General features: G+C 69.7%; 21 protein-coding genes. 8 read left to right on the top strand and 13 right to left on the bottom strand.

Annotation, left to right across the window (positions count from 1 at the left end; genetic code table 11):
• Positions 1 to 104: 104 nt before the first annotated feature.
• On the bottom strand, positions 105 to 569 hold the full coding sequence (locus ACZ7SW_RS24030) for a CGNR zinc finger domain-containing protein (protein ID WP_470232643.1): 465 nt from the start codon (positions 567 to 569) through the stop codon (positions 105 to 107).
• Between the two features lie 97 nt (positions 570 to 666).
• On the opposite strand from ACZ7SW_RS24030, the gene ACZ7SW_RS24025 reads away from it, so the two are divergent.
• Together ACZ7SW_RS24025 and ACZ7SW_RS24020 are read left to right on the top strand one after the other, a co-directional pair.
• The gene (locus tag ACZ7SW_RS24025; RefSeq protein ID WP_470232642.1) at positions 667 to 1527 is read left to right on the top strand and encodes an alpha/beta fold hydrolase; all 861 of its coding nucleotides are present in this window, start codon (positions 667 to 669) and stop codon (positions 1525 to 1527) included.
• Between the two features lie 56 nt (positions 1528 to 1583).
• Positions 1584 to 2606 carry a hypothetical protein gene (locus tag ACZ7SW_RS24020; RefSeq protein WP_470232641.1) on the top strand — a complete coding sequence of 341 codons (1023 nt, stop codon included), beginning with the start codon at positions 1584 to 1586 and terminating at the stop codon, positions 2604 to 2606.
• A 1-nt stretch (position 2607) separates the two neighbouring features.
• Here ACZ7SW_RS24020 and ddaH read toward each other — a convergent pair whose 3' ends face one another.
• Positions 2608 to 3453 (bottom strand): dimethylargininase, encoded by an 846-nt coding sequence (ddaH, locus tag ACZ7SW_RS24015; protein ID WP_470232640.1) that lies wholly within the window; start codon positions 3451 to 3453, stop codon positions 2608 to 2610.
• A 74-nt stretch (positions 3454 to 3527) separates the two neighbouring features.
• Here ddaH and ACZ7SW_RS24010 point away from each other — a divergent pair, with 74 nt between their 5' ends.
• The 4 genes from ACZ7SW_RS24010 to ACZ7SW_RS23995 all read left to right on the top strand — a co-directional run bounded on the left by ACZ7SW_RS24010 (position 3528) and on the right by ACZ7SW_RS23995 (position 8054).
• Positions 3528 to 3971 carry an Lrp/AsnC family transcriptional regulator gene (locus tag ACZ7SW_RS24010; RefSeq protein ID WP_037712217.1) on the top strand — a complete coding sequence of 148 codons (444 nt, stop codon included), beginning with the start codon at positions 3528 to 3530 and terminating at the stop codon, positions 3969 to 3971.
• 51 nt (positions 3972 to 4022) lie between these two features.
• Positions 4023 to 4784 carry an enoyl-CoA hydratase gene (locus tag ACZ7SW_RS24005; protein WP_470232639.1) on the top strand — a complete coding sequence of 254 codons (762 nt, stop codon included), beginning with the start codon at positions 4023 to 4025 and terminating at the stop codon, positions 4782 to 4784.
• Positions 4785 to 5070: 286 nt separating this feature from the next.
• Positions 5071 to 6993 (top strand): 2-oxoacid:acceptor oxidoreductase subunit alpha, encoded by a 1923-nt coding sequence (locus tag ACZ7SW_RS24000; protein WP_470232638.1) that lies wholly within the window; start codon positions 5071 to 5073, stop codon positions 6991 to 6993.
• Entirely contained in the window at positions 6990 to 8054 is a 1065-nt protein-coding gene (locus ACZ7SW_RS23995) for a 2-oxoacid:ferredoxin oxidoreductase subunit beta (protein WP_470232637.1), read from the top strand. The genes ACZ7SW_RS24000 and ACZ7SW_RS23995 overlap by 4 nt, the downstream gene beginning before the upstream one ends.
• A 62-nt stretch (positions 8055 to 8116) precedes the next feature.
• On the opposite strand, the gene ACZ7SW_RS23990 is transcribed toward ACZ7SW_RS23995, so the two are convergent.
• Entirely contained in the window at positions 8117 to 9514 is a 1398-nt protein-coding gene (locus ACZ7SW_RS23990; protein WP_470232636.1) for a sunset domain-containing protein, read from the bottom strand.
• 12 nt (positions 9515 to 9526) lie between these two features.
• Positions 9527 to 10564, bottom strand: a complete 1038-nt coding sequence (locus ACZ7SW_RS23985) for a polyprenyl synthetase family protein (protein WP_470232635.1) — start codon at positions 10562 to 10564, stop codon at positions 9527 to 9529.
• 260 nt (positions 10565 to 10824) lie between these two features.
• Between ACZ7SW_RS23985 and ACZ7SW_RS23980 the strand changes: the two genes are divergently transcribed.
• Positions 10825 to 11475 (top strand): hypothetical protein, encoded by a 651-nt coding sequence (locus ACZ7SW_RS23980; RefSeq protein WP_470232634.1) that lies wholly within the window; start codon positions 10825 to 10827, stop codon positions 11473 to 11475.
• A 493-nt stretch (positions 11476 to 11968) separates the two neighbouring features.
• Here the strand turns inward: ACZ7SW_RS23980 and ACZ7SW_RS23975 are convergent, their stop codons facing one another.
• The 8 genes from ACZ7SW_RS23975 to ACZ7SW_RS23940 all read right to left on the bottom strand — a co-directional run bounded on the left by ACZ7SW_RS23975 (position 11969) and on the right by ACZ7SW_RS23940 (position 20268).
• Complete coding sequence (locus ACZ7SW_RS23975; RefSeq protein WP_470232633.1) at positions 11969 to 12679, bottom strand: LPXTG cell wall anchor domain-containing protein; 711 nt, start codon at positions 12677 to 12679, stop codon at positions 11969 to 11971.
• Between the two features lie 277 nt (positions 12680 to 12956).
• Positions 12957 to 14501 (bottom strand): amino acid permease, encoded by a 1545-nt coding sequence (locus ACZ7SW_RS23970; RefSeq protein ID WP_470232632.1) that lies wholly within the window; start codon positions 14499 to 14501, stop codon positions 12957 to 12959.
• Positions 14502 to 14579: 78 nt separating this feature from the next.
• On the bottom strand, positions 14580 to 15494 hold the full coding sequence (locus ACZ7SW_RS23965) for a cation diffusion facilitator family transporter (RefSeq protein ID WP_470232631.1): 915 nt from the start codon (positions 15492 to 15494) through the stop codon (positions 14580 to 14582).
• Between the two features lie 299 nt (positions 15495 to 15793).
• Positions 15794 to 17026: a mannose-6-phosphate isomerase, class I gene (gene manA / locus ACZ7SW_RS23960; protein ID WP_470232855.1), complete on the bottom strand. Its 1233-nt coding sequence runs from the start codon at positions 17024 to 17026 to the stop codon at positions 15794 to 15796.
• Between the two features lie 82 nt (positions 17027 to 17108).
• The gene (locus tag ACZ7SW_RS23955; protein WP_470232630.1) at positions 17109 to 18194 is read right to left on the bottom strand and encodes a hypothetical protein; all 1086 of its coding nucleotides are present in this window, start codon (positions 18192 to 18194) and stop codon (positions 17109 to 17111) included.
• 2 nt (positions 18195 to 18196) lie between these two features.
• Positions 18197 to 18415 carry a Trm112 family protein gene (locus ACZ7SW_RS23950; protein WP_037816616.1) on the bottom strand — a complete coding sequence of 73 codons (219 nt, stop codon included), beginning with the start codon at positions 18413 to 18415 and terminating at the stop codon, positions 18197 to 18199.
• Between the two features lie 68 nt (positions 18416 to 18483).
• Complete coding sequence (locus tag ACZ7SW_RS23945) at positions 18484 to 19839, bottom strand: phosphomannomutase/phosphoglucomutase (protein ID WP_470232629.1); 1356 nt, start codon at positions 19837 to 19839, stop codon at positions 18484 to 18486.
• Between the two features lie 75 nt (positions 19840 to 19914).
• Positions 19915 to 20268: a DUF3499 domain-containing protein gene (locus ACZ7SW_RS23940; protein WP_116206536.1), complete on the bottom strand. Its 354-nt coding sequence runs from the start codon at positions 20266 to 20268 to the stop codon at positions 19915 to 19917.
• A 116-nt stretch (positions 20269 to 20384) separates the two neighbouring features.
• On the opposite strand from ACZ7SW_RS23940, the gene ACZ7SW_RS23935 reads away from it, so the two are divergent.
• The gene (locus ACZ7SW_RS23935) at positions 20385 to 20813 is read left to right on the top strand and encodes a metallopeptidase family protein (protein ID WP_116206535.1); all 429 of its coding nucleotides are present in this window, start codon (positions 20385 to 20387) and stop codon (positions 20811 to 20813) included.
• Between the two features lie 130 nt (positions 20814 to 20943).
• Here the strand turns inward: ACZ7SW_RS23935 and ACZ7SW_RS23930 are convergent, their stop codons facing one another.
• Positions 20944 to 24249: a glycosyltransferase gene (locus tag ACZ7SW_RS23930; RefSeq protein ID WP_470232854.1), complete on the bottom strand. Its 3306-nt coding sequence runs from the start codon at positions 24247 to 24249 to the stop codon at positions 20944 to 20946.
• Between the last annotated feature and the right edge of the window lie 282 nt (positions 24250 to 24531).

Raw genomic sequence — 24531 nt, 5'->3', positions numbered from 1 at the left:
TGGTCAACAGCGCACTTCCGGCGTAGAGAAAACACTTCCGCAGGAAAATCGGAATATGTCCACACTTGTAGACAGCCTTCAGCTTCACACGTTTGGGTGAAGATTCAATGATTACGGTGGTAGTGCCGCCGGGCCTTCTCCCGGTTGCCGCAGGCCGCCATCGAACACCAGCGCGCGCGGTTGGCCCGGCTGCGGTCGAGCAGGAACAGCTGGCACTCGTCATTGGCGCAGGCCCGCAACCGCCCGGGAAGATCCCTTTCGATCGCGTCCCAAGCCAAAACCGCCTCCACGGCCAGCCGGGCATGCGGCGGTGCCTCGACCTCCCAGCGGAGACCGCCCGCGGAAACCTCCGGAATCTGACGCACACCCTCGAGCAGCGGACGCAAGACCACCGGCGAACTGTCCCCGCGCACGACGTCTCGCAGGAGGTCCCGCGCCTGACGCAGCAGCTCCAGCTCCGCGCCGCTCCCGTCGCCACCGTGCTCCCGCGCCCACTGCTCGCCGAGCGCGTCCTGTTCCTCGCCCTTGACCAGCGGCCTGCTGTTGAGCAGGTCGAGCAGCGCGTCCATCGAAACTCCCTAACCAGACTGAACCCTTTGACAGGTTAGCCCGGCCGTGCTTCCATGGCGAGCACCTAACCAGATCAAAATCTCAAAGGGGTTAGCTATGATCCAGCACCGGACGACCACCGTCGACGGCCACGAGCTCTTCTACCGCGAGGCAGGCCCCGCCGACGCGCCCGCGATCGTCCTGCTGCACGGGTATCCGACCAGCTCGTTCATGTTCCGGAACCTCATCCCGCTGCTGGCCGACCGCTACCGCGTAATCGCGCCGGACCACCTCGGCTTCGGCCACTCCGCCGCCCCCGCGGCCGACGAGTTCGACTACACCTTCGATGCCCTCGCCGACCTCACGTCCGGCCTGCTCGACCAGCTCGGCCTGGACCGCTACGCGGTCTACGTCCAGGACTACGGCGCCCCGATCGCCTGGCGGCTCGCGCTCAAGCACCCGGACCGGATCTCCGCGATCGTCACGCAGAACGGCAACGGTTACGAGGAAGGCTTCGTCGACTCGTTCTGGGCCGGCCTCTGGGCCTACGGCGCGAACCCGGGCCCGGACACCGAACCGGCCGTCCGCGCGGCGCTGAGCTACGACGCCATCCGCTGGCAGTACCTGCACGGCGTCCCCGACCCGAGCCTGGTCAGCCCGGACACCTGGGAACACGACCACGCCCGGGTCTCCCGCCCCGGCAACGACGAAATCCAGCTCGCGCTGTTCCGCGACTACCAGCACAACCGCCCGCTTTACCCGCGACTGCACGAATTCCTGCGCACCCACGACGTCCCGGTGCTGGCTGTCTGGGGGCGTAACGACGAGATCTTCGCCCCGGCCGGCGCGGAAGCCTTCGCCCGCGACGCCAAGGACGCCGAGGTGCACCTGATCGACGGCGGCCACTTCCTGCTGGAAAGCCACCTCGACGTCGTCACGGGCTACCTGCGCGGCTTCCTCGGCCGGGTCCTGAAGTAGCCGGGTTCGGTAAAACTGCCGACCCGAAACCGCCGCACAGTCCGGAAAATCGGCCAGTGCCCCGCTTCCCGAAACTGCGTGTGTCTCCCCGGACGCTCGCCGCGGCCATCGTTTTCGTCGTCTTCGGCACCGCCCTCGTAGTCCACCTGACGACCCGCTCGGACGAGGAAACCACGACGAGCAGCCCGGCCGGTGCCACCACGAGCCCCAGCCCCACGAGCTTCAGTCCACCGAGCAGCACCGCCACCTCGGCCCCGCTCGACCCGGCGGGCTGCCAAAAGCTCCTCGCCGACGCCGACGCGCCGATCATCCCTGCCGTCCAAGAGCTCGAAAAGGCGACCACGCCCGCCGAGGTGCGCGACGCGAGCACGAATCTCACCCACGTGCTCAGCACGGCCATCCAGCAGCTCGACGCCGCCGCTGTCCCGGGCGCGATGCGCAGCACCCACCGCTCGCTGATCACCGACCTCAACGTCCTCTACAACAGCTCCGTCCCGAAGATCGTCAGCGACGCTCTGGGAAACAAGCTGTGCGGCGGCGTCTCAGCCACTGCTGAGCTGAGCAACGACCAAGGCATCGCCGGACTGCGCGGCACCCTGGCGAAACTGGCCACCGCCGACCCGGCCCACCCGTATCACCTCGGCCCGCTTTTCCCCGACGCCCGCCCGGAACCGAACCGCGGCGCGGAGAACGGCGCGATCCTCGCCGGTGCGGGCGGCGGCAAGAACAGCGTCAGCGTCAAGAACATCTCCGGCACCGACCAGGCCGTGACGTTCGCCGACGGCTCACACCCGGTGTTCACCGTGTACGTGAAGGCAGGAGCCACCGCCTCCGCGAGCGGCATCGCGGACGGGCACTACACCGTCTACAGCACCGGCGGCACGGACTGGGAAGCCGGGACCGGCCGCTTCACCCGCGACTGCTCGTTCTCGAAGTTCGGGGTACCCGCGGCTATGAAGGACAACGGGTACACCCACACCAACATCGACCTCACGGTGCGCAAGATCGACCCGCGCGCCCTGCCCTCCGGACCGTTCCCGGAGCAGTCCTCGATCGAGCCCTTGGAGTACCCGCACTGACCTACTTGCGGATCTCCAGCGTGCAGCACTTCGGCCCGCCACCGGCCTTCCGCAACTCCGAAATGTCCACATACACCGGCTCGTAGCCGCGCTCGACAAGCCGCGCGCCGAGGTCCGTCGCCTCGACCGGCAGCACGACGTTGCGACCGTCGGACACCCCGTTCAGCCCGAAGCACTCGGCGTCGGCGGCAGTAGCAAGAACGGCGTCCGGGAACATCCGGCGCAGCACGCGCTGCGAGCCCGGCGAGAACGCCTCCGGGTAATAGACGACCTGCGCGGTCGCCGCGTCGGTCGCCTCGGCCAGCACGAACAGCGCGGTGTCCAGGTGGTAGTAGCGCGGGTCGATCAGCTGCAGCGACACCACCGGGACGCCGAGCACTTCCTGCGCTTCGGCGTGCGCGGCCGGGTCGGTGCGGAAACCGGTGCCGGCCAGCAGCAGCTTTCCGGTCCAGGCGAAATCGCCCTCGGCCTCGTTGATCTTCTCCGGCATGGTCAGGTCGCGGTAGCCGTGTTCGAGGAACCAGCGGCGGAAGTGCTCCGCCTCGGCGGTGCGCTGCGGGGCGCGGAACCGCGAGCCGAGCACGCGCCCGTCCACGACGGTGCCCGAGTTGGCCGCGAACACCATGTCCGGAAGGCCGGGTTGCGGGTCGATTTCCTCGACGGTGTGGCCGAGGCGGCGGTAGGTGTCGCGCAGCTCGGTCCACTGCGCGACGGCGACGTCCGCGCTGACCGGCTTCGAGGGGTCCATCCAGGGGTTGATCGCGTAGTCGACGGCGAAATAACGCGGCGGGCACATCAGGTAACGGCGGGGCGTGGGCACCCGCGGCGGCACAGCCTCTCCCTGCATACAACCAGGCTAAGGTGGACCTAATCTCGCAATCAATCGCTGTTCACTGCGCACCTGCGTGCTAAACATTGCGTGTGAACACCATCGACCAGCGAATCGTTTCCTGCCTGGTGGCCAACGCCCGCTCCAGCTACGCGGAGATCGGCAAGGTGGTCGGGCTTTCCGCCCCGGCGGTGAAGCGGCGCGTGGACCGGCTGCTGGAAACGGGCGTGCTGCGCGGGTTCACCGCGGTCGTCGACCCGGAGGCACTCGGCTGGGGCACCGAGGCGTTCGTCGAGGTGCACTGCCAGGGCAACGTCACGCCCGGCCGGATCCGCGCCCGGCTCGAACCGCTGACCGAGGTCGTCGCCGCGTACACGGTGTCCGGCGCGGCGGACGCGATCGTGCACCTGCGCGCCGCCGACATCCACCATTTGGAGACCGCGCTGGAACGGCTGCGCGGGCTGGAAATCATCGACCGGACAGTGTCGACGGTCGTGCTGTCCCGGCTGCTGGAGCGCCCGCCGACGCCTTCCTGAGTGACAGTTCTAACCGGCGGCGGCGCGCACGAGCCTGCGATGCTGAGCGCCATGACCGACCGCATTCACAGCGAGCACGACCAGGGCGTCGCTCTGCTCACCGTCGACGCCCCGAAGAGCCGCAACGCGCTCACCCTCGACCTCTCCGCCGAACTGGCCGCAGCGGTCGCGCGCGCCGAAGCCGACGAGAACGTGCACGCAGTGATCGTTACTGGCGCACCGCCGGCGTTCTGCGCGGGCGCGGACCTCACCGCGCTCGGCAAGGCCGACGCCGAAGGATTGCGCTCGGTGTACGCGGGGTTCCTCGCTGTCGCCGGATGCAGTCTGCCGACGATCGCGGCGGTCGGCGGGGCCGCCGTCGGCGCTGGTCTGAACCTCGCACTGGCCGCGGACGTGCGTCTCGTGGGACCGCACGCCAAGTTCATCCCGCGGTTCCTCGAACTGGGCCTGCACCCCGGCGGCGGCATGACCTGGATGTCGCAACGAATCCTCGGTCCGCAGCAAGCGTCCGCGATGGCGCTGTTCGGCGAAACCCTTACCGCGGAATCCGCAGTACAGGTCGGGTTCGCACTGCGCTTTGTGGATGGTGACCACGACGCATTGGTCCAGGCCGCCCGCGATCTCGCCGCCCCGACGGTCGCCGCGCCGCGCGAGGTCGTGCTGTCCACCAAGCGGACTATGCGGCAGACGAGCGGCCTGACCGAACACGCCGCGGCGGTCGACGCCGAACTCGTCCCGCAGCTGGAATCGCTGGCCGCACCGGCATTCGCGGAGCGTTTGGCGGCGATGAAGGCGCGCATCAGCGGCCGCTGAGCCGGGCCGCGCACAAATTCTCACATTCCGGGAACCCTCAACCTGGAGCAAACTGCTGGTCAGTGCCGCGCGGGCGGCAAGAGACGCGCGTCACTCCGGAGCGCGGGCCGATCCGCCCTACGATCGAGGGCACCCCGGCGGGTATTCGGTCCGCACACCCCACACTTGGACCGGACTCGGGCCGAGGCCAGGGCGCGGCGAGTAACCTCGGAAGCAGGCCTCGGCGGGCTCCCCGGGGAGCCGACCCTGGCCCGCAGCACGCCGGGAGAGAGGGATTCCCTGACCCATGAGCACCAGTGCGAACGGCAGCGCGGCCGGGAACGGCGCGCTGACCGCGTCCCGGTCCACCGAGGTGAACAAGCTGGACCGGGTGGTCATCCGGTTTGCCGGCGACTCGGGCGACGGGATGCAGCTGACCGGTGACCGGTTCACCTCGGAGGCTGCGGCGTTCGGGAACGACCTGTCGACCATGCCGAACTTCCCGGCCGAGATCCGGGCGCCACAGGGCACCATCCCCGGCGTCTCGTCCTTCCAGGTGCACTTCGCCGACTACGACATCCTCACACCGGGCGACCGGCCGGACGTCCTCGTCGCGATGAACCCCGCGGCGCTCAAGGCGAACGTCCGCGACGTCCCGCACGGCGGGACGATCATCCTCAACACCGACGAGTTCTCCAAGCGGAACCTGGTGAAGGTCGGCTACGAGACCGACCCGCTCGACGACGATTCGCTGTCGCCGTTCCAGGTGCACCGGGTCGCCATGTCGACCCTGACCCAGGGCGCGCTCGCCGACACCGGCCTCGGCAAGAAGGACGCCGAACGCTGCAAGAACATGTTCGCGCTCGGCCTGCTGTCGTGGATGTACCACCGGCCGACCGAGGGCACCGAGCGGTTCCTGCGCGAGAAGTTCGCGAAGAAGCCGGACATCGCCGAGGCGAACATCCTTGCCTTCCGGGCAGGCTGGAACTACGGCGAGACCACCGAATCGTTCGCGACCACCTTCGAGGTCGCGCCCGCGAAGCTGGACAAGGGCACCTACCGGCAGATCACCGGGAACACCGCGCTGGCGTACGGGATCGTGGCCGCCGGACAGCAGTCCGGGCTGCAGATCCTGCTTGGCACGTACCCGATCACCCCGGCCTCGGACGTGCTGCACGAGCTGTCCAAGCACAAGAACTACGGCATCATCACCTTCCAGGCCGAGGACGAGATCGCCGGCATCGGAGCCGCGCTCGGCGCCTCCTACGGCGGTGCGCTGGGCATCACGTCCACGTCCGGACCGGGCGTGGCGCTGAAGTCGGAGACCATCGGCCTCGGCGTGATGACCGAACTGCCGCTGGTGATCATCGACGTGCAGCGCGGCGGTCCGTCCACCGGTCTTCCGACCAAGACCGAGCAGGCCGACCTGCTGCAGGCGATGTTCGGCCGCAACGGCGAATCGCCGGTGCCGATCATCGCGCCGCTGTCGCCTGCCGACTGTTTCGACGCGGCGATCGAGGCCACCCGGATCGCGCTGAAGTACCGCACGCCGGTGCTGCTGCTGTCCGACGGCGCGATCGCCAACGGCTCCGAGCCGTGGCTGGTCCCGAACGTCGAGGACCTGCCGGACCTGCGCGTGGAATTCGCGTCGGAACCCAACTCCGACAACGGGTCCGGCGAGTTCTGGCCGTACGTGCGCGATCCGGAGACGCTCGCGCGGGCGTGGGCGATCCCGGGCACTCCCGGGCTGCAGCACCGCATCGGCGGGCTGGAGAAGGCCGACGGCACCGGCCACATCTCCTACGACCCGGACAACCACGACAAGATGGTGCGGCTGCGCCAGGCGAAGATCGACGGCATCGACGTGCCGGACCTCGAGGTCGACGACCCGTCCGGCGAGGCGCGCGTGCTGGCGCTGGGCTGGGGTTCGTCCTACGGCCCGATCGGCGCGGCCTGCCGTCGCGTGCGCAAGCTCGGGATGCCGATCGCGCAGGCGCATCTGCGTCACCTCAACCCGTTGCCGCACAACCTCGGCGAGGTGCTCGCCCGCTACGACCGGGTCGTCGTGCCGGAGATGAACCTCGGCCAGCTCTCGCTGCTGCTGCGGGCGAAGTTCCTGGTGGACGTGCACTCCTACACCAAGGTCGCCGGCCTGCCGTTCAAGGCCGAGGAACTGCAGAACGTGTTCGCCGACATCATCGCCAACCTCGTTCCGGAGGGCGTCAAGTGACCGCCATCGATCTCGGGCTGCCGCAGCTGGGCGGCATCGACCTGGTGCCGACCACCGACGAACCGCAGAAGGCCAAGGACTACAAGTCCGACCAGGAAGTGCGCTGGTGCCCCGGCTGCGGCGACTACGTGGTGCTCAACGCCGTGCAGTCGTTCCTGCCGACGCTCGGGCTCAAGCGCGAGAACATCGTCTTCATCTCGGGCATCGGCTGCTCGTCGCGATTCCCGTACTACCTCAACACCTACGGCATGCACTCGATCCACGGCCGCGCGCCGTCGATCGCCACCGGTCTCGCCACCACGCGCCCGGATCTGTCGGTGTGGGTCGTCACCGGGGACGGCGACGCGCTGTCCATCGGCGGCAACCACCTGATCCACGCGTTGCGGCGCAACGTGAACATCAAGATCCTGCTGTTCAACAACCGGGTCTACGGGCTCACCAAGGGCCAGTACTCGCCGACTTCCGGCCAGGGCATGGTCACGAAGTCGACGCCGATGGGCTCGCTGGACACGCCGTTCAACCCGCTGTCGCTGGCGATCGGCGCGGAGGCGTCGTTCGTCGGCCGCGCGATGGACTCCGACCGCAAGGGCCTCACCGAAGTCCTTGAGGCAGCGGCGAAACACCGCGGTTCGGCGCTGGTGGAGATCTACCAGAACTGCCCGATCTTCAACGACGGCGCGTTCGATGTCTTGAAGGACAAGGACGAAGCCGCTTCCCGGCTGATCCCGCTCCGCGCGGGCGAACCGATCCGCTTCGGCCCGGAAAGCGAGTTCGGCGTCCGCCGCGGCGACTGGGGCGGTTTGGACGTCGGCAAGGTCGCGGAGATCGGCGAGGAAAACCTGGTGGTGCACGACCCGTCGATCGCGGACACCTCCTACGCCTTCGCGCTGTCCCGCCTCGGCGACCAGAACCTGAACCACGTCCCGATGGGCATCCTGCGCCAGGTCGAACGTCCCACGTACGACGACGGCGCACGGGCACAGGTCGAGCAGGCGCGTGAGGCGCGGAAGCCGGACCTGCAGGGATTGTTGCGGGGCAAGGACACCTGGACTGTCGTTTAGTCCACTTACGACAGAGGCCGCCACTCCCGGTTCGGGAAGGGCGGCCTCTGTCTTATGTGGACTCAGTGCAAGGGGCGGAACCCGACCCGCTCGGCATCGGCCGCGCTGCGGAACCACACCTCGGCGACCATTTTCGGGAACTGCGGCGAATCCTCCCCGCAATACCGCAAGGCCGTCACGCTCGCCTTCACCGTGAAACCGTCCGCCGGACGACCGCCGCCCGGACGCGGCATCGCCGAACCCGGACCGAACGGCCCCGGCGGGACCGCGTCGTCAGCGGTCTGTCGCGCGGGCGGCGGTTCCGGCGCGGCCATCGCCGCCTGGTTCGGCTGCACGGACGGCTCGAACAGCGAACCGCTGTGCCCGCCGGCGAGCTCCGGTTCGCGGCGCTCCACCGGGCGCATCGACGGCTGGATCGGCCGCGGCGGCTCGAAACCGCCGCGCGGGGATTCGCGGCGCTGCCGCTTCGGCAAGCCCTGGCCGCCTTCCGCGATGTCCTCAGTGGACTCCGCGGCGGGTTCGACGTTGGGGATCAGATGATCGGTCGTCGAATCCTCTTCGAGGTGACCGACGGCCGACTCGACCGGTTCGGCGGGTTCCTCGAACGGCGACCGCTGCGGCCCGTCGTTCTGGTTGAACCAGGCCGGCTCCGGCTCGGCCGCCCGGCCCGGTCCCGGACGGAACAGCGAGACCGGCTCGGGTTCCGAAACGCCGCTGTCCAACGGAGTCGGGTCGAGCCGTCGCTCCAAAGAGGACAGTCCGTCGGCCGGCTCGGCCAGGTAATGGCTCTGCTCCTGCTCAGCGGGACTGTCCGCGGCCGGGTAGTCCGCCGCCGGAACGTCGGCCGGGTCCGGAATACGGTGGTAGCCGCTGTCGTGCTCGTCGGCAGGTTCCGCGATGCGGTGGTAGCCGCTGTCGTGGTCCTCGGCCGGTTCGGCGATGTGGTGCGATCCGGTGTCGCGGTCGACCGGCTGCAGGTACTCGGTGGCGGCGGCGCGGTAGACCGAGCCGGAGTCCTCCGGAGCGCTCTCGGCCGGCGCGCTGTCGAAAAGACCGTTCGACACTTGGTGTTCGCGGGCCTCGGCCTGAGCGAACGCCTCGTCGACGTCGTCGTCCGCGGGATCCGGAGTGTCCACAGCGGAGGCCTCGGCCGGTTCCGGAGCCGTGCGGTATTCCGCGTCGTACTCGGCTTCCGGCTCGAAAGCGCTCGTCGCCTGGATGACTTCCGTCGGAGCGTGCTCGCGGCGGTCTCTGGTCCAGTCCTCCGCGGGCGGCAGCACGGCGGTGCGCGCGGGCGTGCTGGCCGCGGCGCGCGCGGTGTCGGCGTGCGCGCTCGCCAGTTCCGCTTCCAGTTCGCGCACCCTCTTGCGCGCCGGACGCGCCAGCACCAGCCAGGCGATGACCGCGCCGACGATGAAGGCCAGCAGGCTCCAGAGCCATACCTGCCCGAAAATGGACATTTCTCGCCCCTTTTAGAACGTTCGCGCGACCAGGTAGTCGGCGACCGACTCGCATGCGTCGCGCGCAGGGGAAGCGGGCAGCGAGGCGAGCTCGGCACGTGCTCGGGAAGCGTAGTCGGAAAGGGTTTCCCGCGCGCGTTCGAGGCCGCTGGAACGGCGCAGCAGCTCGAGCGCCTCGGCCACCAGGTCGTCGTCGGTGATCGGACCGGCGAGCAGCTCGACGAGCCGCGGTTCGGTGTCCGGGTCGGCCAGCGCGTACAGCATCGGCAGCGTGCGCACGCCTTCCCGCAGGTCAGTGCCCTGCGCCTTGCCGAGCTCGACCGAGGGCGACGCGATGTCGATGACGTCGTCGGAGATCTGGAAGGCCGCGCCGATGATGTCGCCGAAGCGGCGCAGCGCCTGGATGTGCTCCTCGGCCGCGCCGGACATCATGCCGCCGAAGCGCCCCGACGTCGCGATCAGCGAACCGGTCTTCTGCGCGATCACAGTGAGGTAGTGCTCGACCGGATCGTCGCCGGGCCCAGGGCCCACGGTCTCGCGCATCTGCCCGCTGACCAGCTCGCCGAACGTCTCAGCGATGATCCGCGCGGCGTCCGTACCGAGGTCGGCGACGAGCCGCGAAGCGTGCGCGAAGAGGTAGTCGCCGGTGAGGATCGCGACGGTGTTGTCCCAGCGCGAGTTGACGCTCTCCGCGCCGCGCCGCATGGTCGCCTCGTCCATGACGTCGTCGTGATACAGCGTCGCCAAGTGCACCAGCTCGACCGCCGCGGCCGCGATCAGGACCTGCTCGCCCTGCTTCGGCCCGAACTGCGCGGACAGCAGCGTGAACAGCGGACGAAAACGTTTGCCCCCCGCCTCGACCAGGTGCAAGGCAGCGTCGTGCACGGCCGGCACGTCGCTCTTCACGACGTCCCGCAGCATCGTCTCGACGTCCGCCAGCCCGCCCGCGATGGCGCGCAGCAACGGCTCGTCCTGGATCTGCAGCCCGACGGTCGCGCGCAGGTCCTCGACAGCGCCATCCCGGGCCGCCCCCGGAGGTGGTGAAGACACAGACACGTCGGCTCCGCTCTCTCGTGGCGCTTCTTCGCCAGTCGGTTACCCCCTTCAGGGTAGTGGTTGCCCCGCAGCCTGCGTTTAACCGCTGTCCTGCGGAAACGGTGACGAACGCGACACTGGCGCCCTCGCTGCCCGCCAGGCCACGAACGGGTTGATCCGCACTCCCGGACGGGTGATCGCCGCCCGAGGACGCAACGGGCGATTCGGACCTGCGGATAGTCCTTGGGGGAGCATCAGCAGCTGAGGAGACGACCATGATCATCAAGCGCACCGCACTGGCCGGAGCGGCACTGGCCACCGCCGGTTTGCTCGCCGCCGCCGGGACCGCCAGCGCGGACACCCCCGCCGGAACCGCCGACATCGGCAACGCGAACTTCACGAAGTCCGGAACCACGGTTTCGGTGCCCACCCAGGCCCCGTGCGCCGTGGAGGGCCCGACCAGCGGCTCGGCGACGGCAGTGTCCCAACCCGGAATCCGCTTCGGCGGCGGCACGTCCTCGTGCACCACGGAGGTAACGGACCCGGCGAACGACGTCACCACCACCACGTCGACCGCGACGGGCAACAACTTCGAACTCTCGGCCCTAGTGAGCGCGGGCGGCAAACGCATCCGCATCTCGTCGTACACGGTGACCTGCAAGGCAACCCAGAGCGGAACCAACGCGAACTGGACCCTGAGCGGCCTCACCGGAATCAGCGGCCTGCCCTCACCGATCCCCGCGAACTACACCAAGCCACTGACGAAATCGGACGGCACGGTATTGGCGAACGCGGTCTTCAACATCCAAACGCTGCCAGGCGACGGAAGCATGACCCTGACGATGCTGCGCATCGACTTCGCCCCCGCCTCCGGTGCCTCAGGCTCAGTAACGGTCGGCCACACCGCCTGCGCCCCCACGCCTTAAGTACGTGGGGGAACCCTGGGGGAATCTGATTCCCTCAGGGTTCCCCCTCACGCCCCCACCCTGCCGCAAACGCAAAGCAACCCCCCGCACCCAAGCCACGCCGCACCCACTCCCCACCGCAGCCCGCGCACCCCACTCACCACCTACCCAAGCCACGCGCGCCACCCCCAAATCGCAACCCCGCGCACCCCAACTCACCACCTACCCAAGCCACGCGCACCCACCCCCAAACCGCAGCCCGCGCACCCCACTCACCACCCACCCAAGCCACGCGCGCCCACTCCCCAACCGCAACCCGCGCACCCAACTAACCCAGCGCAGCCACACCCCCCCGCACCCCGATACGAAGCCAAAAACGCGGACGGCGGGTGCTTGTCAAGGCATCTTTCCCGCCTTGACAAGCACCCGCCGCCCGTCATCACAATCAGCTTCGGGGTGCCCTCTCACAAACGAGGTGCAACGTCGCCGCCAGGCGACGAGCAGCCCCCAACAATCAGTTAGTCCCGCGACGACGCAACTTCAGCAGCACCAGCAACGCGCCACCGCCCACGATCAACACCCCGGCAATCCAAAACAGCCACGCGTTGTCGAACCCAGTGTTAGCCAACCCGCCACCAGTCCCGTTCTGATTCCCCGCGGGAACCGCGGCCGGAGCACTGGTCGTAGTCGGAGCGGCAGAAGAAGCACTGGACGGAGCCGAAGTCGGCGCAGCGGTAGGCGCACTGGAAGTAGGCTTGGAAGGCGAAGTAGGCGTCTCGGAAACCGGCGGCTTGGTCGGCGCGGTCTTCACCCCGCAAGCGAACCACCGGTCGATCTTAGGCTGCGACCCGTCGTAGTTATGCGGCGCGACAAGATCCTTCCAAGGCGCCACCTTCGGCAGCTTCTTCGACCCAGGCACATAGACCGAGTGCCCGTCGTCTCCACCCACGACCACGATCGCCTCGACCGTGACCCCCTCAGCGGCCTCCGTGATCGTCAGCGTCTTCTCGCCGACGCCGCCGGTGAACTTCACATCGCCCTGGTCGAGCTTGCTGCCGCTGACCCCCTCGACCTTGCTGCAATCAGTGATCTTCGTACCCGGAACCGGGTGCCCGCGGTCGTCGCCCGTGGTGCAGGCGAGCGCGGACGTCGCGGTGCCCAGAAGGGCGAGCCCGGCGACCGCGGCAACGGCGAATCCGGCGCGAAGTTTGGTGGGGATGGGCATGGAGTTACTCCTCGAAGGAAAATCCGAACGGGGGACAGCACATGCGAAAACCACGACCCTCCGTAGGAACCCCGACCACTGTTCGCGCGAATTACCCGCTAGTGATTAACCCGTCAGAGGGAGACGACGCGGAGAGTATCGCACCCGCAGTTGCCCGATCACCCTGGGTTCGAGTCGCCGCCCGAACCGAAATCCGCGAGTTGCGCGTCCGTGACCGCGCACGCGAAACGGCCCGTCGCCCACTGTGGGCGACGGGCCGTTGAGCAGCCAAAACAGGTCAGTCGGCGACCGGCGGCGCGGGATCGGCCACCGCACCGCCCTGCTCGACGCCCGACTGGCGCTTCCCGAGCAGCGAATGCCGCCGGCTGTAGGCGAAGTAGATGACCACGCCGATCACCATCCAGACGACGAACCGCAGCCAGGTCAGCACGGTCAGGTTCAGCATCAGCCACAGGCAGGCCAGGATCGCCAGCGGCGCGATGACCCACACGGCGGGCACCCGGAACGCGCGCGTCAGGTCCGGGCGCGACTTGCGCAGCACCAGCACGCCCGCGGACACGAGGATGAACGCGAACAGCGTGCCGACGTTGACCATTTCCTCGAGCTTGTCGGCCGGGAAGAACGTCGCGCCCGCCGCGACCAGCGCGCCGACCACGATCGTCGCGCGCTTCGGCGTGCCGCGGTCGCTCGTCTTGGCCAGCGAACGCGGCATGAGGCCATCGCGGGACATCGCGAAGATGATCCGCACCTGGCCGAGCATCAGGACCATGACGACGGTGGTCAGGCCGGCCAGCGCGCCGACGGAGATGATGTTCGCGGCCCAGTCGACGCCGTTCGCGGAGAACGCGGTGGCGAGCGTCTTGTGGCTGCCGTCGCCCGCCGAGGTCGACAGGTCGGTGTAGGGCACCATGCCGACGACCACGAGCGACACCGCGACGTACAGGACGGTCACGATCGCCAGCGAGCCGAAAATGCCGCGCGGCACGGCCTTCTGCGGGTTGCGGGTCTCCTCGGCGGTGGTCGCGACGATGTCGAACCCGATGAACGCGAAGAACACGATCGACGCGCCGGCCAGCAGGCCGAAGATGCCGAACGAGCTGCTGCCGCCGCCCGCGATGAGCGAGAACAGCGACTGGTCGACGCCGCTCGACCCGGACCCGGCGGGCTTGCCCTCGGGGACGAACGGCGTGTAGTTGCTGGACTTGATGTAGAAGATGCCGAGGATGACCACGAACAGCACGACGGCGACCTTGATGCCGGTGATCACCATCGAGAACCGCGACGACAGCTTCGTGCCCAGCACCAGCAGCGTCACCAGCGCCGCGACGACGATGAACGCGCCCCAGTCGATGCCGAAGCCGCCGCCGAGATCGATCGACGTTTTGGTGCCCTTGCCGAAGATGTACTCCAGCACCGTCTGCAGATAGGACGACCAGCCCTTGGCGACCGCGGCGGCGCCGACGGCCAGCTCCAGGATCAGGTCCCAGCCGATGATCCACGCCATGAACTCGCCGAAAGTGGCGTAGGAGAACGTGTACGCGCTGCCCGCGACCGGCACGGTGGAAGCGAATTCGGCGTAGCACAACGCGGCGAGCGCACACGCGATCGCCGCGATCACGAACGCGACGGAGACCGACGGCCCGGCGAAGTCGCCCGCCGTGCGCGCGGTGAGCGTGAAGATGCCGGCGCCGATGACCACCGCGACGCCGAAGACCGTGAGGTCCCAGGCGCTCAGGTTCCTGCGGAGTTTCGTCTCCGGTTCATCGGTGTCCGAAATGGACTGCTCGATTGATTTGGTGCGCCACAACCCAGTGCCGGGCAACTTTGACCTCCTGCGGTGACCTTCGTGGGGACCGGGCGCCACCCTAGCCTGTCAGTTGGGCGCCAGCTGTCCGGACAGTCAGCGCGGTTCGCGGTCGAGGTCGGGTTCCAGGTAGATCAGCGTCGCGACGGGGACCTTCGCGCGCACGCGGGCCTCGGCGTCGTCGATCGCACCGGCGATCGCGGCGGTGTCGAGGCCGGGCACGAGGGCGAGCTTCGCGGCGACGAGCAGTTCGTCCGGGCCGAGGTACTGGGTGCGGATGTGGATGACCCGCTCGACCTTGCCCGCGGCCAGTTCGTCCACGATGGTCGCGAGATCGGTCTCGGTCGCGCCCTCGCCGATCAGCAGGCTCTTCATCTCGATGATCAAGATGACCGCGATGACGCCGAGCAACGCGCCGATGAAGACCGTGCCGATGCCGTCGAAAACGGGGTTGCCGGTCAGCACCGACAGCCCGACGCCGAGCAACGCGAACACGAGGCCGAGCAGCGCGCCGGAGTCCTCCAGCAGCACGACCGGCAACTCGGGTTCCTTGGCCTGGCGGATGAACCGCCACCAGCTCACGTTGCCCTTGATCTTGCGCGATTCGCCCATCGCGGTGAGGAAGCTGTAGCCCTCGAGACAGATCGCGACGACCAGAATGACCACCGCGACGACCGGCGTGTCCAGCGGCTGCGGCTCGATGATCTTGTGAATGCCCTCGTACAGCGCGAACGCCGCGCCGAGCGTGAAGAGCATGAGCGCGACGATGAACGAGTAGAAGTACCGCTCCCGGCCGAAGCCGAACGGATGCTCCCGGGTGGCGCGCCGTTTGGAGGTCTTCTGCCCGAGCAGCAGCAACCCCTGGTTCGACGTGTCGGCCAGCGAGTGCACCGCCTCCGCCAGCATCGACGACGACCCGGTGACCAGGAAGCCGACGAACTTCGCCACCGCGATCCCGGCGTTGGCGGCGAGCGCCGCGATGATCGCCTTGGTTCCCCCGCCAGCTGACACTTCCCGCTCCCTGCTCCGCGCCCGAATTGCCCGGTGGGAGCCTAGAGGAGCCTTGGCGGCGGGAAGCGCCGGGCCTGACATTTGTGTGCGGGGCAGGGGGTCTGAGCAGCAAAGCAGGCACCGCCCGCCGGCGAACCGCAGGTCGTCCTCCGCGGCTGCCCTCGTGAAACCGTTCACGCCGCCGAAGCACGCGACTTCACCGGCAGCTCCGCACTGTCTGACACAGACATTCACTCTCGCCAACGCCTGTGCGCTTTGCCGCTTCTTCGCAGCCCAGACCAGCCAATCGGCTGGTCAGCTCACAGTTCGCAAGCCCCAGCAGTAGCCCGGAACAGCTGCGACCGCACTCCGCCCATCGGCCGCACCCGTACCGCCGGGTCGGCCGCGGGCAGCCACACCGACTGCCCCCGCTGCAGCTCCACCTGCTCCCCGTCCGAGGCGAGCACCAGAAGATCCCCCTCAGTGCACAGCAGGATCTGCGGCCCAGCCGAGTCGACCTCCAGCTCGGCGTCGTCGCCAGCCGCCCATTCCATGCGCGACAGTTCGAACTCCGGGGCGTCCGTGTGGTACACCGCCATTCGCTGTCCGGCGCATTCTCCGTGCTGCACCGGCATTTCCCCGCACGCGAAATCGACCACGCGCAGCAGTTCGGGCACGTCCACGTGCTTCGGGGTGAGCCCGCAGCGCAGGATGTTGTCCGAGTTCGCCAGGATCTCCACCGCGGTGCCGTGCAGGTACAGGTGCAGGTTCCCGGCGGGCAGGTAGATGGCCTCGCCGGCGCGCAGGGTCAGGCGGTTGAGCAGCAGCGCGGCCAGCACTCCAGCGTCGCGCGGGTGTGCCTCGCCCAGTTCCAGGATCGTGCGGCATTCGGTCGCGAACTCGCCGTGGTCCTGGACGTGCCGGACGCAGGCGTCGAGCACCTCCGGCAGCAATTCGTCCAGCGAGGACTGCGGCAGCGTGATCCAGGTGGTGAACAGGGCCCGCAGACCGGCCGGGTCCGGCTGGGCTTCCAGCAGGCCGGTGTACTTGCCCAGCCCGGGCGTCTCGATCGCCTTCAGCAGCTTGACCGTGCGGTGCGGGTCGCGGAATCCGGCCAGTGCGTGGAACTCCGTCAGCGCGCAGACCAGCTCCGGCTTAGCCGTCGGGTCCGGATAGTTGCGGTTCGCGGCGTCGCGCGGGATGCCTAGCTTCTCTTCGCGGGCGTGGCCCTCCGCGGCCTGCGCCGCCGACGGGTGCGCCTGCATCGACAGCGGTTCTTCCGCGGCGAGGATCTTCAGCAGGAACGGCAACCGGTTGCCCCAGCGCCGCGCGCAGTCCTCGCCTAGCTGGCCGACCGGATCGGCGTCGACGAGTTCGAGCAGGCTCAGTTCGGCTCCGTCCGGGCCGAGCACGTGCGACGGGTCCCCCGGGTGCGCTCCCATCCACAGCTCGGCTTCGGGGTGCGGCGCCGGCACCGGACGGCCCTGCAGCTGCGGGATGGCCGTTCGCGATCCCCAGGCGTAGGGCCGTACGGCGTTGCGCAACAGCTCCACTGTCAACTCCCAATCCTTCCCGTCGGCACTGGGCCGACGCACGCGGCGGCGGAACCGCCTGCCCGCGTTCCCCCCTGCTCCCTCAGGCGGAGGCCGGTTCGTATCTTCCGGCCCCGCCGATGCTGCCCGCCGCCAGCCCCAGGTACACCGCGGCCAGCTCGAACCGCAGCGCCAGCACCGCGGCGCGGACGATCTCGTCGGCCTCGATCTCCTCGGCGGGCGCGATCAGGTCCGCGCCCGGCAGGAACTCCTCGGCTTGGTACCGGGCCGCCTCGGTGGCCGGACCGGTCCGCACCGACAGCAGCAGCACCCGCGTCGGGACTCCACCAGGAGAGTCGTCCGGATCGGCGAAAATGTCTCGCTCCACACCGCCTGATTGTGCGACCCGGCGCAAAGCCGGGCGAGCCAGCGCCTGCCGGTAGTCCTCGACGTCGCACACCAGCGCGGCGTGCGCGGCGAACGCGTGCGCCGCGTGCTCGCCGACCGCCACCGCGACCGGGTCGAGCCCCCACAGCAGCGGCACCCGGTCCGCGACCCGCAGCGCGAGCGCCTTCGCCGGATTGGCGAACGACTCGCGCGCCAGGTAGTCCTTCTCCGCTTCGAGGTCGAGCTGGTCAGCGAGCGCCTGCACGTCCGCGACCAGCAGGCCGAGTGCGTTCGCGGTGAGCAGCCCGGCGGCCAGCCCGCGCGGGAACGCCAGCTCCGGCGGCACCGGAACGCGCGGCGCGAGCAGCACGCCCTTGCCCGCCACCGCCGCCGCGACCGGCCCCTCCGCCGGCGCGGACAGCACCACCGACGCGCCGAACCGGGCGGCGCGCTCCAGCGAAGCGGCCAGCTCGCGGTCGCCCGCGTCGTCGGTGTGCGCGAACACCACGTCCAGTGCGCCGATCCAGGCCGGGACCGCTTCGGCCACCACGACCGGCACCGGGCACGACGGGGTGAGCAGCGCGGCCAGCAGCCGGGTGAGCGTGCGGCTCACCCCTGGCCGGTCGATGAGCACGAGCGAACGCGGACGCCCGACGTCCAGCCGTTCGCTCAGCTCCAGTTCGGCCGCCGCCTCGGCGGTGGCCCGCACCTGCGCGCCCGCCATCGCGGCAGCGCGCAGCAACCCCGCGCGGTCGGCATCGGCCAGCCGCGCGGAGTCGTCGAGCAGGGAATCGTCAAGCATGGTCAAGCACTGTCGCCGTGGTCGGCGGCCGAGCCGGGCAGGGTCGCCTCGTCGAGCAGCAGGACCGGGATCCCGTCGCGCACCGGGTACACCCGGCCGCATTCCGTGCAGGTCAGCGCGTCAGCCTCGGCGTCGTCCGGCGTGCCGGGACGCAGCGGCGCGTGATCCGGCGACGGGCACGCGAGGATCTCCAGCAGCTGTGCGTCAAGCGTGATGGCCATAGTTCCTCCATACCACGCGTCGTTGGGGTGTTGAGGGCGCGTTCCGGACACAATCCGGCGCCAGCGGGTCAGGCCCGGACAATGGCGAGCACCTCGGCGGTGAGCGCTTCGACCGCGGCCCGGTCGGCGGCCTCCACGTTGAGCCGCAGCAGCGGTTCGGTGTTGGAGGGGCGCAGGTTGAACCACGCGCCGCCGGGCAGCTGCACGGTGAGCCCGTCCAGCTCGTCGATCTCGACGCCGGACTTGCCCGCGTACGCGTCCTTCACCGCGAGCATCCGCGCGACCTGGTCGCCGACCGTCGAGTTGATCTCGCCGGACGCCGCGTAGCGCGAGAAGTCCTGGGTGAGCGCGGACAGCGTCCCGCTCTGCTCGCCGAGCGCGGCGAGGACGTGCAGCGCGGCCAGCATGCCGGTGTCGGCGCGCCAGAAGTCGCGGAAGTAGTAGTGCGCGGAGTGCTCGCCGCCGAAAATCGCCCCGGTACGGGCCATCTCGGCCTTGATGAAGGAGTGCCCGACCCGCGTGCGCACCGGCTTGCCGCCGTGCTCGGACACGATCTCCGGCACGCCCTTGGACGTGATCAGGTTGTGGATGACCGTGCCGCCCGGCTCCTTCGCCAGCTCGCGCACCGCGACCAGCGCGGTGATCGCGCTCGGCGACACCGGCTCGCCGCGCTCGTCCACGACGAAACAGCGGTCCGCGTCGCCGTCGAACGCCAGCCCGGCGTCCGCGCCGACCTCGCGCACCTTGGCCTGCAGGTCCACGATGTTGGCCGGGTCGAGCGGGTTGGCCTCGTGGTTCGGGAAGGTGCCGTCGAGCTCGAAGTACATCGGCACGACGTCGATCGGCAGCCCGTCGAACACGGTCGGGACGGTGTGCCCGCCCATGCCGTTGCCTGCGTCGACGACGACCTTGAGCGGCCGCGAGCCGGAGAGGTCGACGAGATTGCGCAGGTAAGCGGCGTAGTCGCTGAGGACGTCGCGCTCGGAGACGGTGCCGCGCTGGCCGTCGAAGGCGGGAACGCCCTGCTCGACGGTGTCGCGGATCTCGGCGAGGCCGGTGTCCTGCCCGACCGGGGAGGCTCCGGCGCGGCACATCTTGATGCCGTTGTACTTCGCGGGGTTGTGGCTGGCGGTGAACATCGCGCCGGGCAGGTTGAGCGAACCGGAGGCGAAGTAGAGCTGGTCAGTGCTGGCCAGACCGATCGACACCACGTCGAGACCCTGCGAGGTGACCCCGTCGGCGAACGCCTCGGCCAGGCCGGGCGACGAGTCGCGCATGTCGTGGCCGATCACCACGGCCGGCGCCTCGGGCTTGATGAGCAGCGCGAACGCGGCCCCGAAGTCCCGGACGAGGGCGGCGTCCAGCTGTTCGCCGACCACGCCGCGAATGTCGTAGGCCTTCACGATGCCCGAAAGGTCTGGCACGCCTTCTCCCCGCCGCTAGTTCCGTGGCGACGCCAGTCGCGCCGCGGGCGAAAGCCTACCGGGCGGGAGGACAGCTCAGGCGCGCCCGGGGAGGACGCGCAGATGGCCGCGCCTGCCGGAGGGGCCTTCCGGCTCGGGCTGCGCCGCCGGGACGTCGGAGCGACCGGCCTCGCGCACCGCCTCGGCCAGCGCGGTCAGCTCGTCGGCGGACTGCTCCGGAGCGGCGAAGGCCCCCTCGTGGCGGACGACTTCCCAGCCCTTCGGGACGGTCAGCCGCAGCGCGTGGGCCTCGCACAGGTCGTAGGAATGCGGTTCGGAAGCGGTGGCCAGCGGCCCGACGACCGCGGTCGAGTCCTGGTAGGCATACGTGAGCGTGGCGACAGCGGGTTCGAGGCAACCCGTTCGCGAACATTTCCGTACGCTCCGCACGATCCGAAACGATAGCGCGTCGCCGCAAGCGAAGTACCGGCGACACGCGCGTTGTCCTGGCGACCGCATAGACTTGGACGGTGGCGACGGCTCGTGACTACCGACAACGGCAGCGAATGCGAAGGGACCGGCACGGCCGGGGCCTGCGCGGGACGCTCTATCCAGCGTCCCTGCCCGCGGCGGCGAGCCGCGCGGAGCGCTTCGACGCACTAGTGCTGGACGCCCTGGAGCCAATCGAAGCCCGCTGGCGCCACGAACTGACGAAACTGGACGTAGCGGTAGACGACGTACCCGAAGTCAGGTTGGACGGCCGAGCCCCCGCAGACGGAGTACTGCACGACGGAGCAGTACCGCTATCGCGCCTGGTCCCAGCCGGAGTAGACCGCACAGGACTACCCACCCGCGCCCGAATCGTCCTGTACCGACGCCCACTGGAAGCACGCGCAAAAGACCCCTCAGAACTGGCAGACCTAGTACACGACGTGCTAGTAGAGCAAGTCGCAGGCTACCTAGGCGTAGAACCAGACGTCATCGAAGGCGACTGACTCACCCACGCATCCAGGCGGCCAGCCCCCGCCCTGCACCCCGATACGAAGCCTCCCTGCACAATCGGCTTCGGGGTGCCCCACGCAACAACGAGGCGCAATGTCGCCGCCAGGCGACGAGCCGCCCCCCTCACCCCACCCGCTTCCGAGAAGGAATAGCCGTCAACGCCGTAAACAACACCGCCGCCAACTGAACCAAAAGCAACAACCCCCGCTCAGTCCCCGGAAACGTCACCGACACCTCCGAAGACCGCGCCGGAACCGACACGGCGACCTGATGCCCCCAAGCAGGCACAATCGGCACGGCCTTCCCGTTGACACTCGCCTGCCACCCAGCCTCCTGCTCAGCCGCCAGCACCAGCAACCGCCCAGTGGGCCCCTCCGACGCCCGCACCCGCACCTCCGGCAACCGCGCGGCAACCGGCGAAATCCCCGGATTTGTCCCCGGCGCGCCCCCACCGGTAACGGCCTGCTTAGCCAACTCCGGCGAGATCAACGCCACCACCCCAGCCTTAGGCAGCAACCGCAACGTAGGCCGCCCATCCGACATCGGCGCAGCCACCGCGGCAAGATCACTAGCCGCCGCAGCAAAAGCCCGCGCATCCGTCCCCACCGGCAACACGACGTACTGCACCCCAGACGCCGCGGCAGCCGCGAACACCCGCTTCAGCGCCGCGACATCCCCCTGCCCGAGCCCCCGCCGCCACTCAGCTAGCCGCTCCGGCGTCCCCTTAACCGGCGCAAGCTCATCGTCCCCAAAGAGAGCCAACCGCCCCCCGGTCTGCCGCACCTGCCCGGCGCTGACGTCAAGCACCGACCGCCCCGTCGCAGCGACATCCGCAGCCACCTCAGGCGCAAGCTGCGGCCGCGCCGACGCCGTCAACGGCCCCTCCGAACCAGTAGCGACCGCACCGGCAGCCAACGCGGCCACCACCACAACCCCAGCCACCGCCAGCACCTTCGGCAACCACACCGCGGGCATCACCGCCCCACCGCGCTGCCAGGTAGCCAGCACCGCCCACAACAGCCCAGCCCCGACAACGAGCAACGGCACCCCGGCATACCCCGACGCGGGCGCACCGCCCTGCATCGGCGTCAACTGCACCTGCCGAACCAGGACCACCCCGATCAGCCCCAGCACGGCCAGCGCCAGCCCGCCGACGACCTGCTTCCGCGGCCGAACCACAAGCGCGACAAGCGTCGCCGCGAGCACGACGACCCCGATCGGCCACGCACCCGGCCCGCCCGGAGTGAGACCAGCGAGATCGGTAGCGGACGCCGGAGCGGCCGGACCGCCGAGACCTTGCAGCAGCAGTTCCGGATGCCGCAACAACACCGTCGGCCACGGCAGCAGCAGGACCAGCGGCAACAACACCACGATCCCGACCGACGCCACCCGCCGAGCCAGCCCGGACGGCGCGGGGAGCACCACGAACCCGACCAGCAGACCCACCAGCGCGAGCCCATGCGCGAGCGGCGAGAACGCCCCAAGCAGCGCGACACCGAACGCCGACAACGCCGAGACGTGCAGCCATCGCGTGCCCGGCCGAGTCAGCAACCGGACGATGCCCGCGACCACCAGCGGCAGCACGAGATGCACCACAACCACATCGAGCCGCCCTTGCGCGACCGACGCGGTAGCGGCAGGCAGCAAGGCGTACGTGGCAGCAACAGCGGCGCGAACCCAACGGCGCACAGCGAGTTTGCGAGTGGCGACGTAGGCGCTGAGCGCGGCGAGCGGGATGTCGCCGATGAGCAGGATCGCCACGAGCGCGGCCGGACCGCCGATCGGGGCGAAGATCGCGCCGATCGTCCCCAGCACCGGCAGCGTCGCGGGAGCGGGCGCACCGGTGCCGCCGGCGATCGAGTGCCACGGCGACAGGTACGTCGACCAGATCTCGCCGAGCCCGCCGACCGGCAGCAGCTGCCCGCCCCACAGGTCGAGGCCGAGCCGCCCGCGGTTGAGCACCAAAGCCAGCGCGGTGAGCAGAACGACCAGCACCACCGGCGGAGCGAAGACGGTCGCGGCGAGCACGCGTCGCCGGTTGACCTCCACGAACACCAGATCCGGCTCCGGTGCGGCCGGTTCCGGACGGGGCGAGGGCGACGGGTGGGCCGCTGTCTCCTCGACCGGTTCAGTGTCCTCTTCGGACACCGGCGCTTCGGGCAGCGTGACCGCGACGACCGTGCCCGGCCGACGCAGGCCCCGGCCGCGAGTGCTCAGCCCGCGCAGCGCACCGGCGGGCAACGCGTCCGGTCCGACTGGACGCGCGCCGGACGCGGCGAGCGCCTCCGGCGGAATCCACGCGGATTCCTGCTCGACGCTCTCCGGGACCGTTCCGAGTGCTACATCGCTCTGTACCCCGCGCCGGACGAGTCCAACCACCCCGGCGCTGATTGCGTTGCGCAGCCTCGTGATCCGGCTCGTGAAGAGCCCGCGGACGGTGCCCGGCCGCGGCTGGTCGCGCCGCCGCGCACGGGCCGCGCGGAGATTTCCCTTGCCCCCGCACAGGTATCCGAGCGCGGCCAGTTCCGCGCCCGCTTCGGTGGTGCGCCGCAGCACGAAGAACACGAACGCGCGCAGCACCAGCATGATCGGCAGCCGGACGAGCCCGAACCAGAACGACGGGGTCGAGCAGTTGACCAGAAAGACGCGCAGGCCGTGCGCACGGTTGAGGGCGGCGAGCGAACGACCGGCGGCATCCGGGGCGCGTTGTCCGGTGGACAGCGCGCGGGCGTGCCGGACGCGTGCCGAGGGCACCGAAAGCACGAGCGAGCCGGCCGCGTTGGCGCGCCAGCCGAAGTCGAGATCCTCGCGCAGCAACGAGAAGTCCTCGTCGTAGCCGTCGAGGGCGTCCCAGAGTTCCCGCTGCACCAACGATCCGGCGCTCGGGACGGCGAGGACCTCGGTGGGTTCGCCGTCCGGCGCGGCCATCTGCTGCCGGTGCCCGGAGGCGTCGGTGGACAGCCCGGCCTCGACGATCAGCCGCGGATCGGTCCAGTCGGTGCCGAGCGGGCCGAGCACCTTCGCGGACGGGTTTTCCTCCGCGGCGCGGACGAGCTGGTCGAGGCAGTCGGGTTCGGGAGCGCAGTCGTCGTGCAGCACCCACAGCCAGGTTCCCGGGTCGCCCCACCGTTCCACCGCGTGCGCGACGGCCGCGGCGACCGCTTCCGCGAACCCGGTTTCACTCGGCAGAGTGACAACTCCGGACAGCACGGGTTCCTCGGCGGCCGCGCCCGGCTGCGCTGCGTCGGCGAGCAGTTTCGGGGTACGGTCGGTAGATCCGGTGTCCACGGCGAGCACGTGCCGCGGGCGGACTGTGCTGCGCCGCAACGCGGAAAGCGCCAGCGGCAGCCATTCCTCGCCGTCGTGACAGACCACAATGGCCAGAACGGGCAACGTCCGCACAGCGGGCGGAACGACGGTGCGAGGCAAGAACGGCTCCTGCTCGGACGGGACGATGGGTGCGGTCACCCTACGGCCTGCGCCGACGCGCGGGCACCGGCCCACGCCGCGCGCCCGGCGGATCCCACCGCGTGGACCAGTCGAGGACTAGCGAAGCCGCGAGGACCGAACCGGCGCGCTCAAGCGCGAACCGGCGGCACCCGTTCCCGGCGAGAGAGCCGCGGCACACCGGGGATCTCGTGGGCAGAAGACGAAGATCACAAAGAGAACCACGGCACAGCACGGGTTTTCCGGCCGCCGGGACGGCAGTTT

It is taken from the genome of Amycolatopsis sp. NPDC114484 (assembly GCF_055633755.1).
Note: the sequence above shows the minus strand (reverse complement) of the source record. Positions and strands in the feature narration are given on the sequence as shown.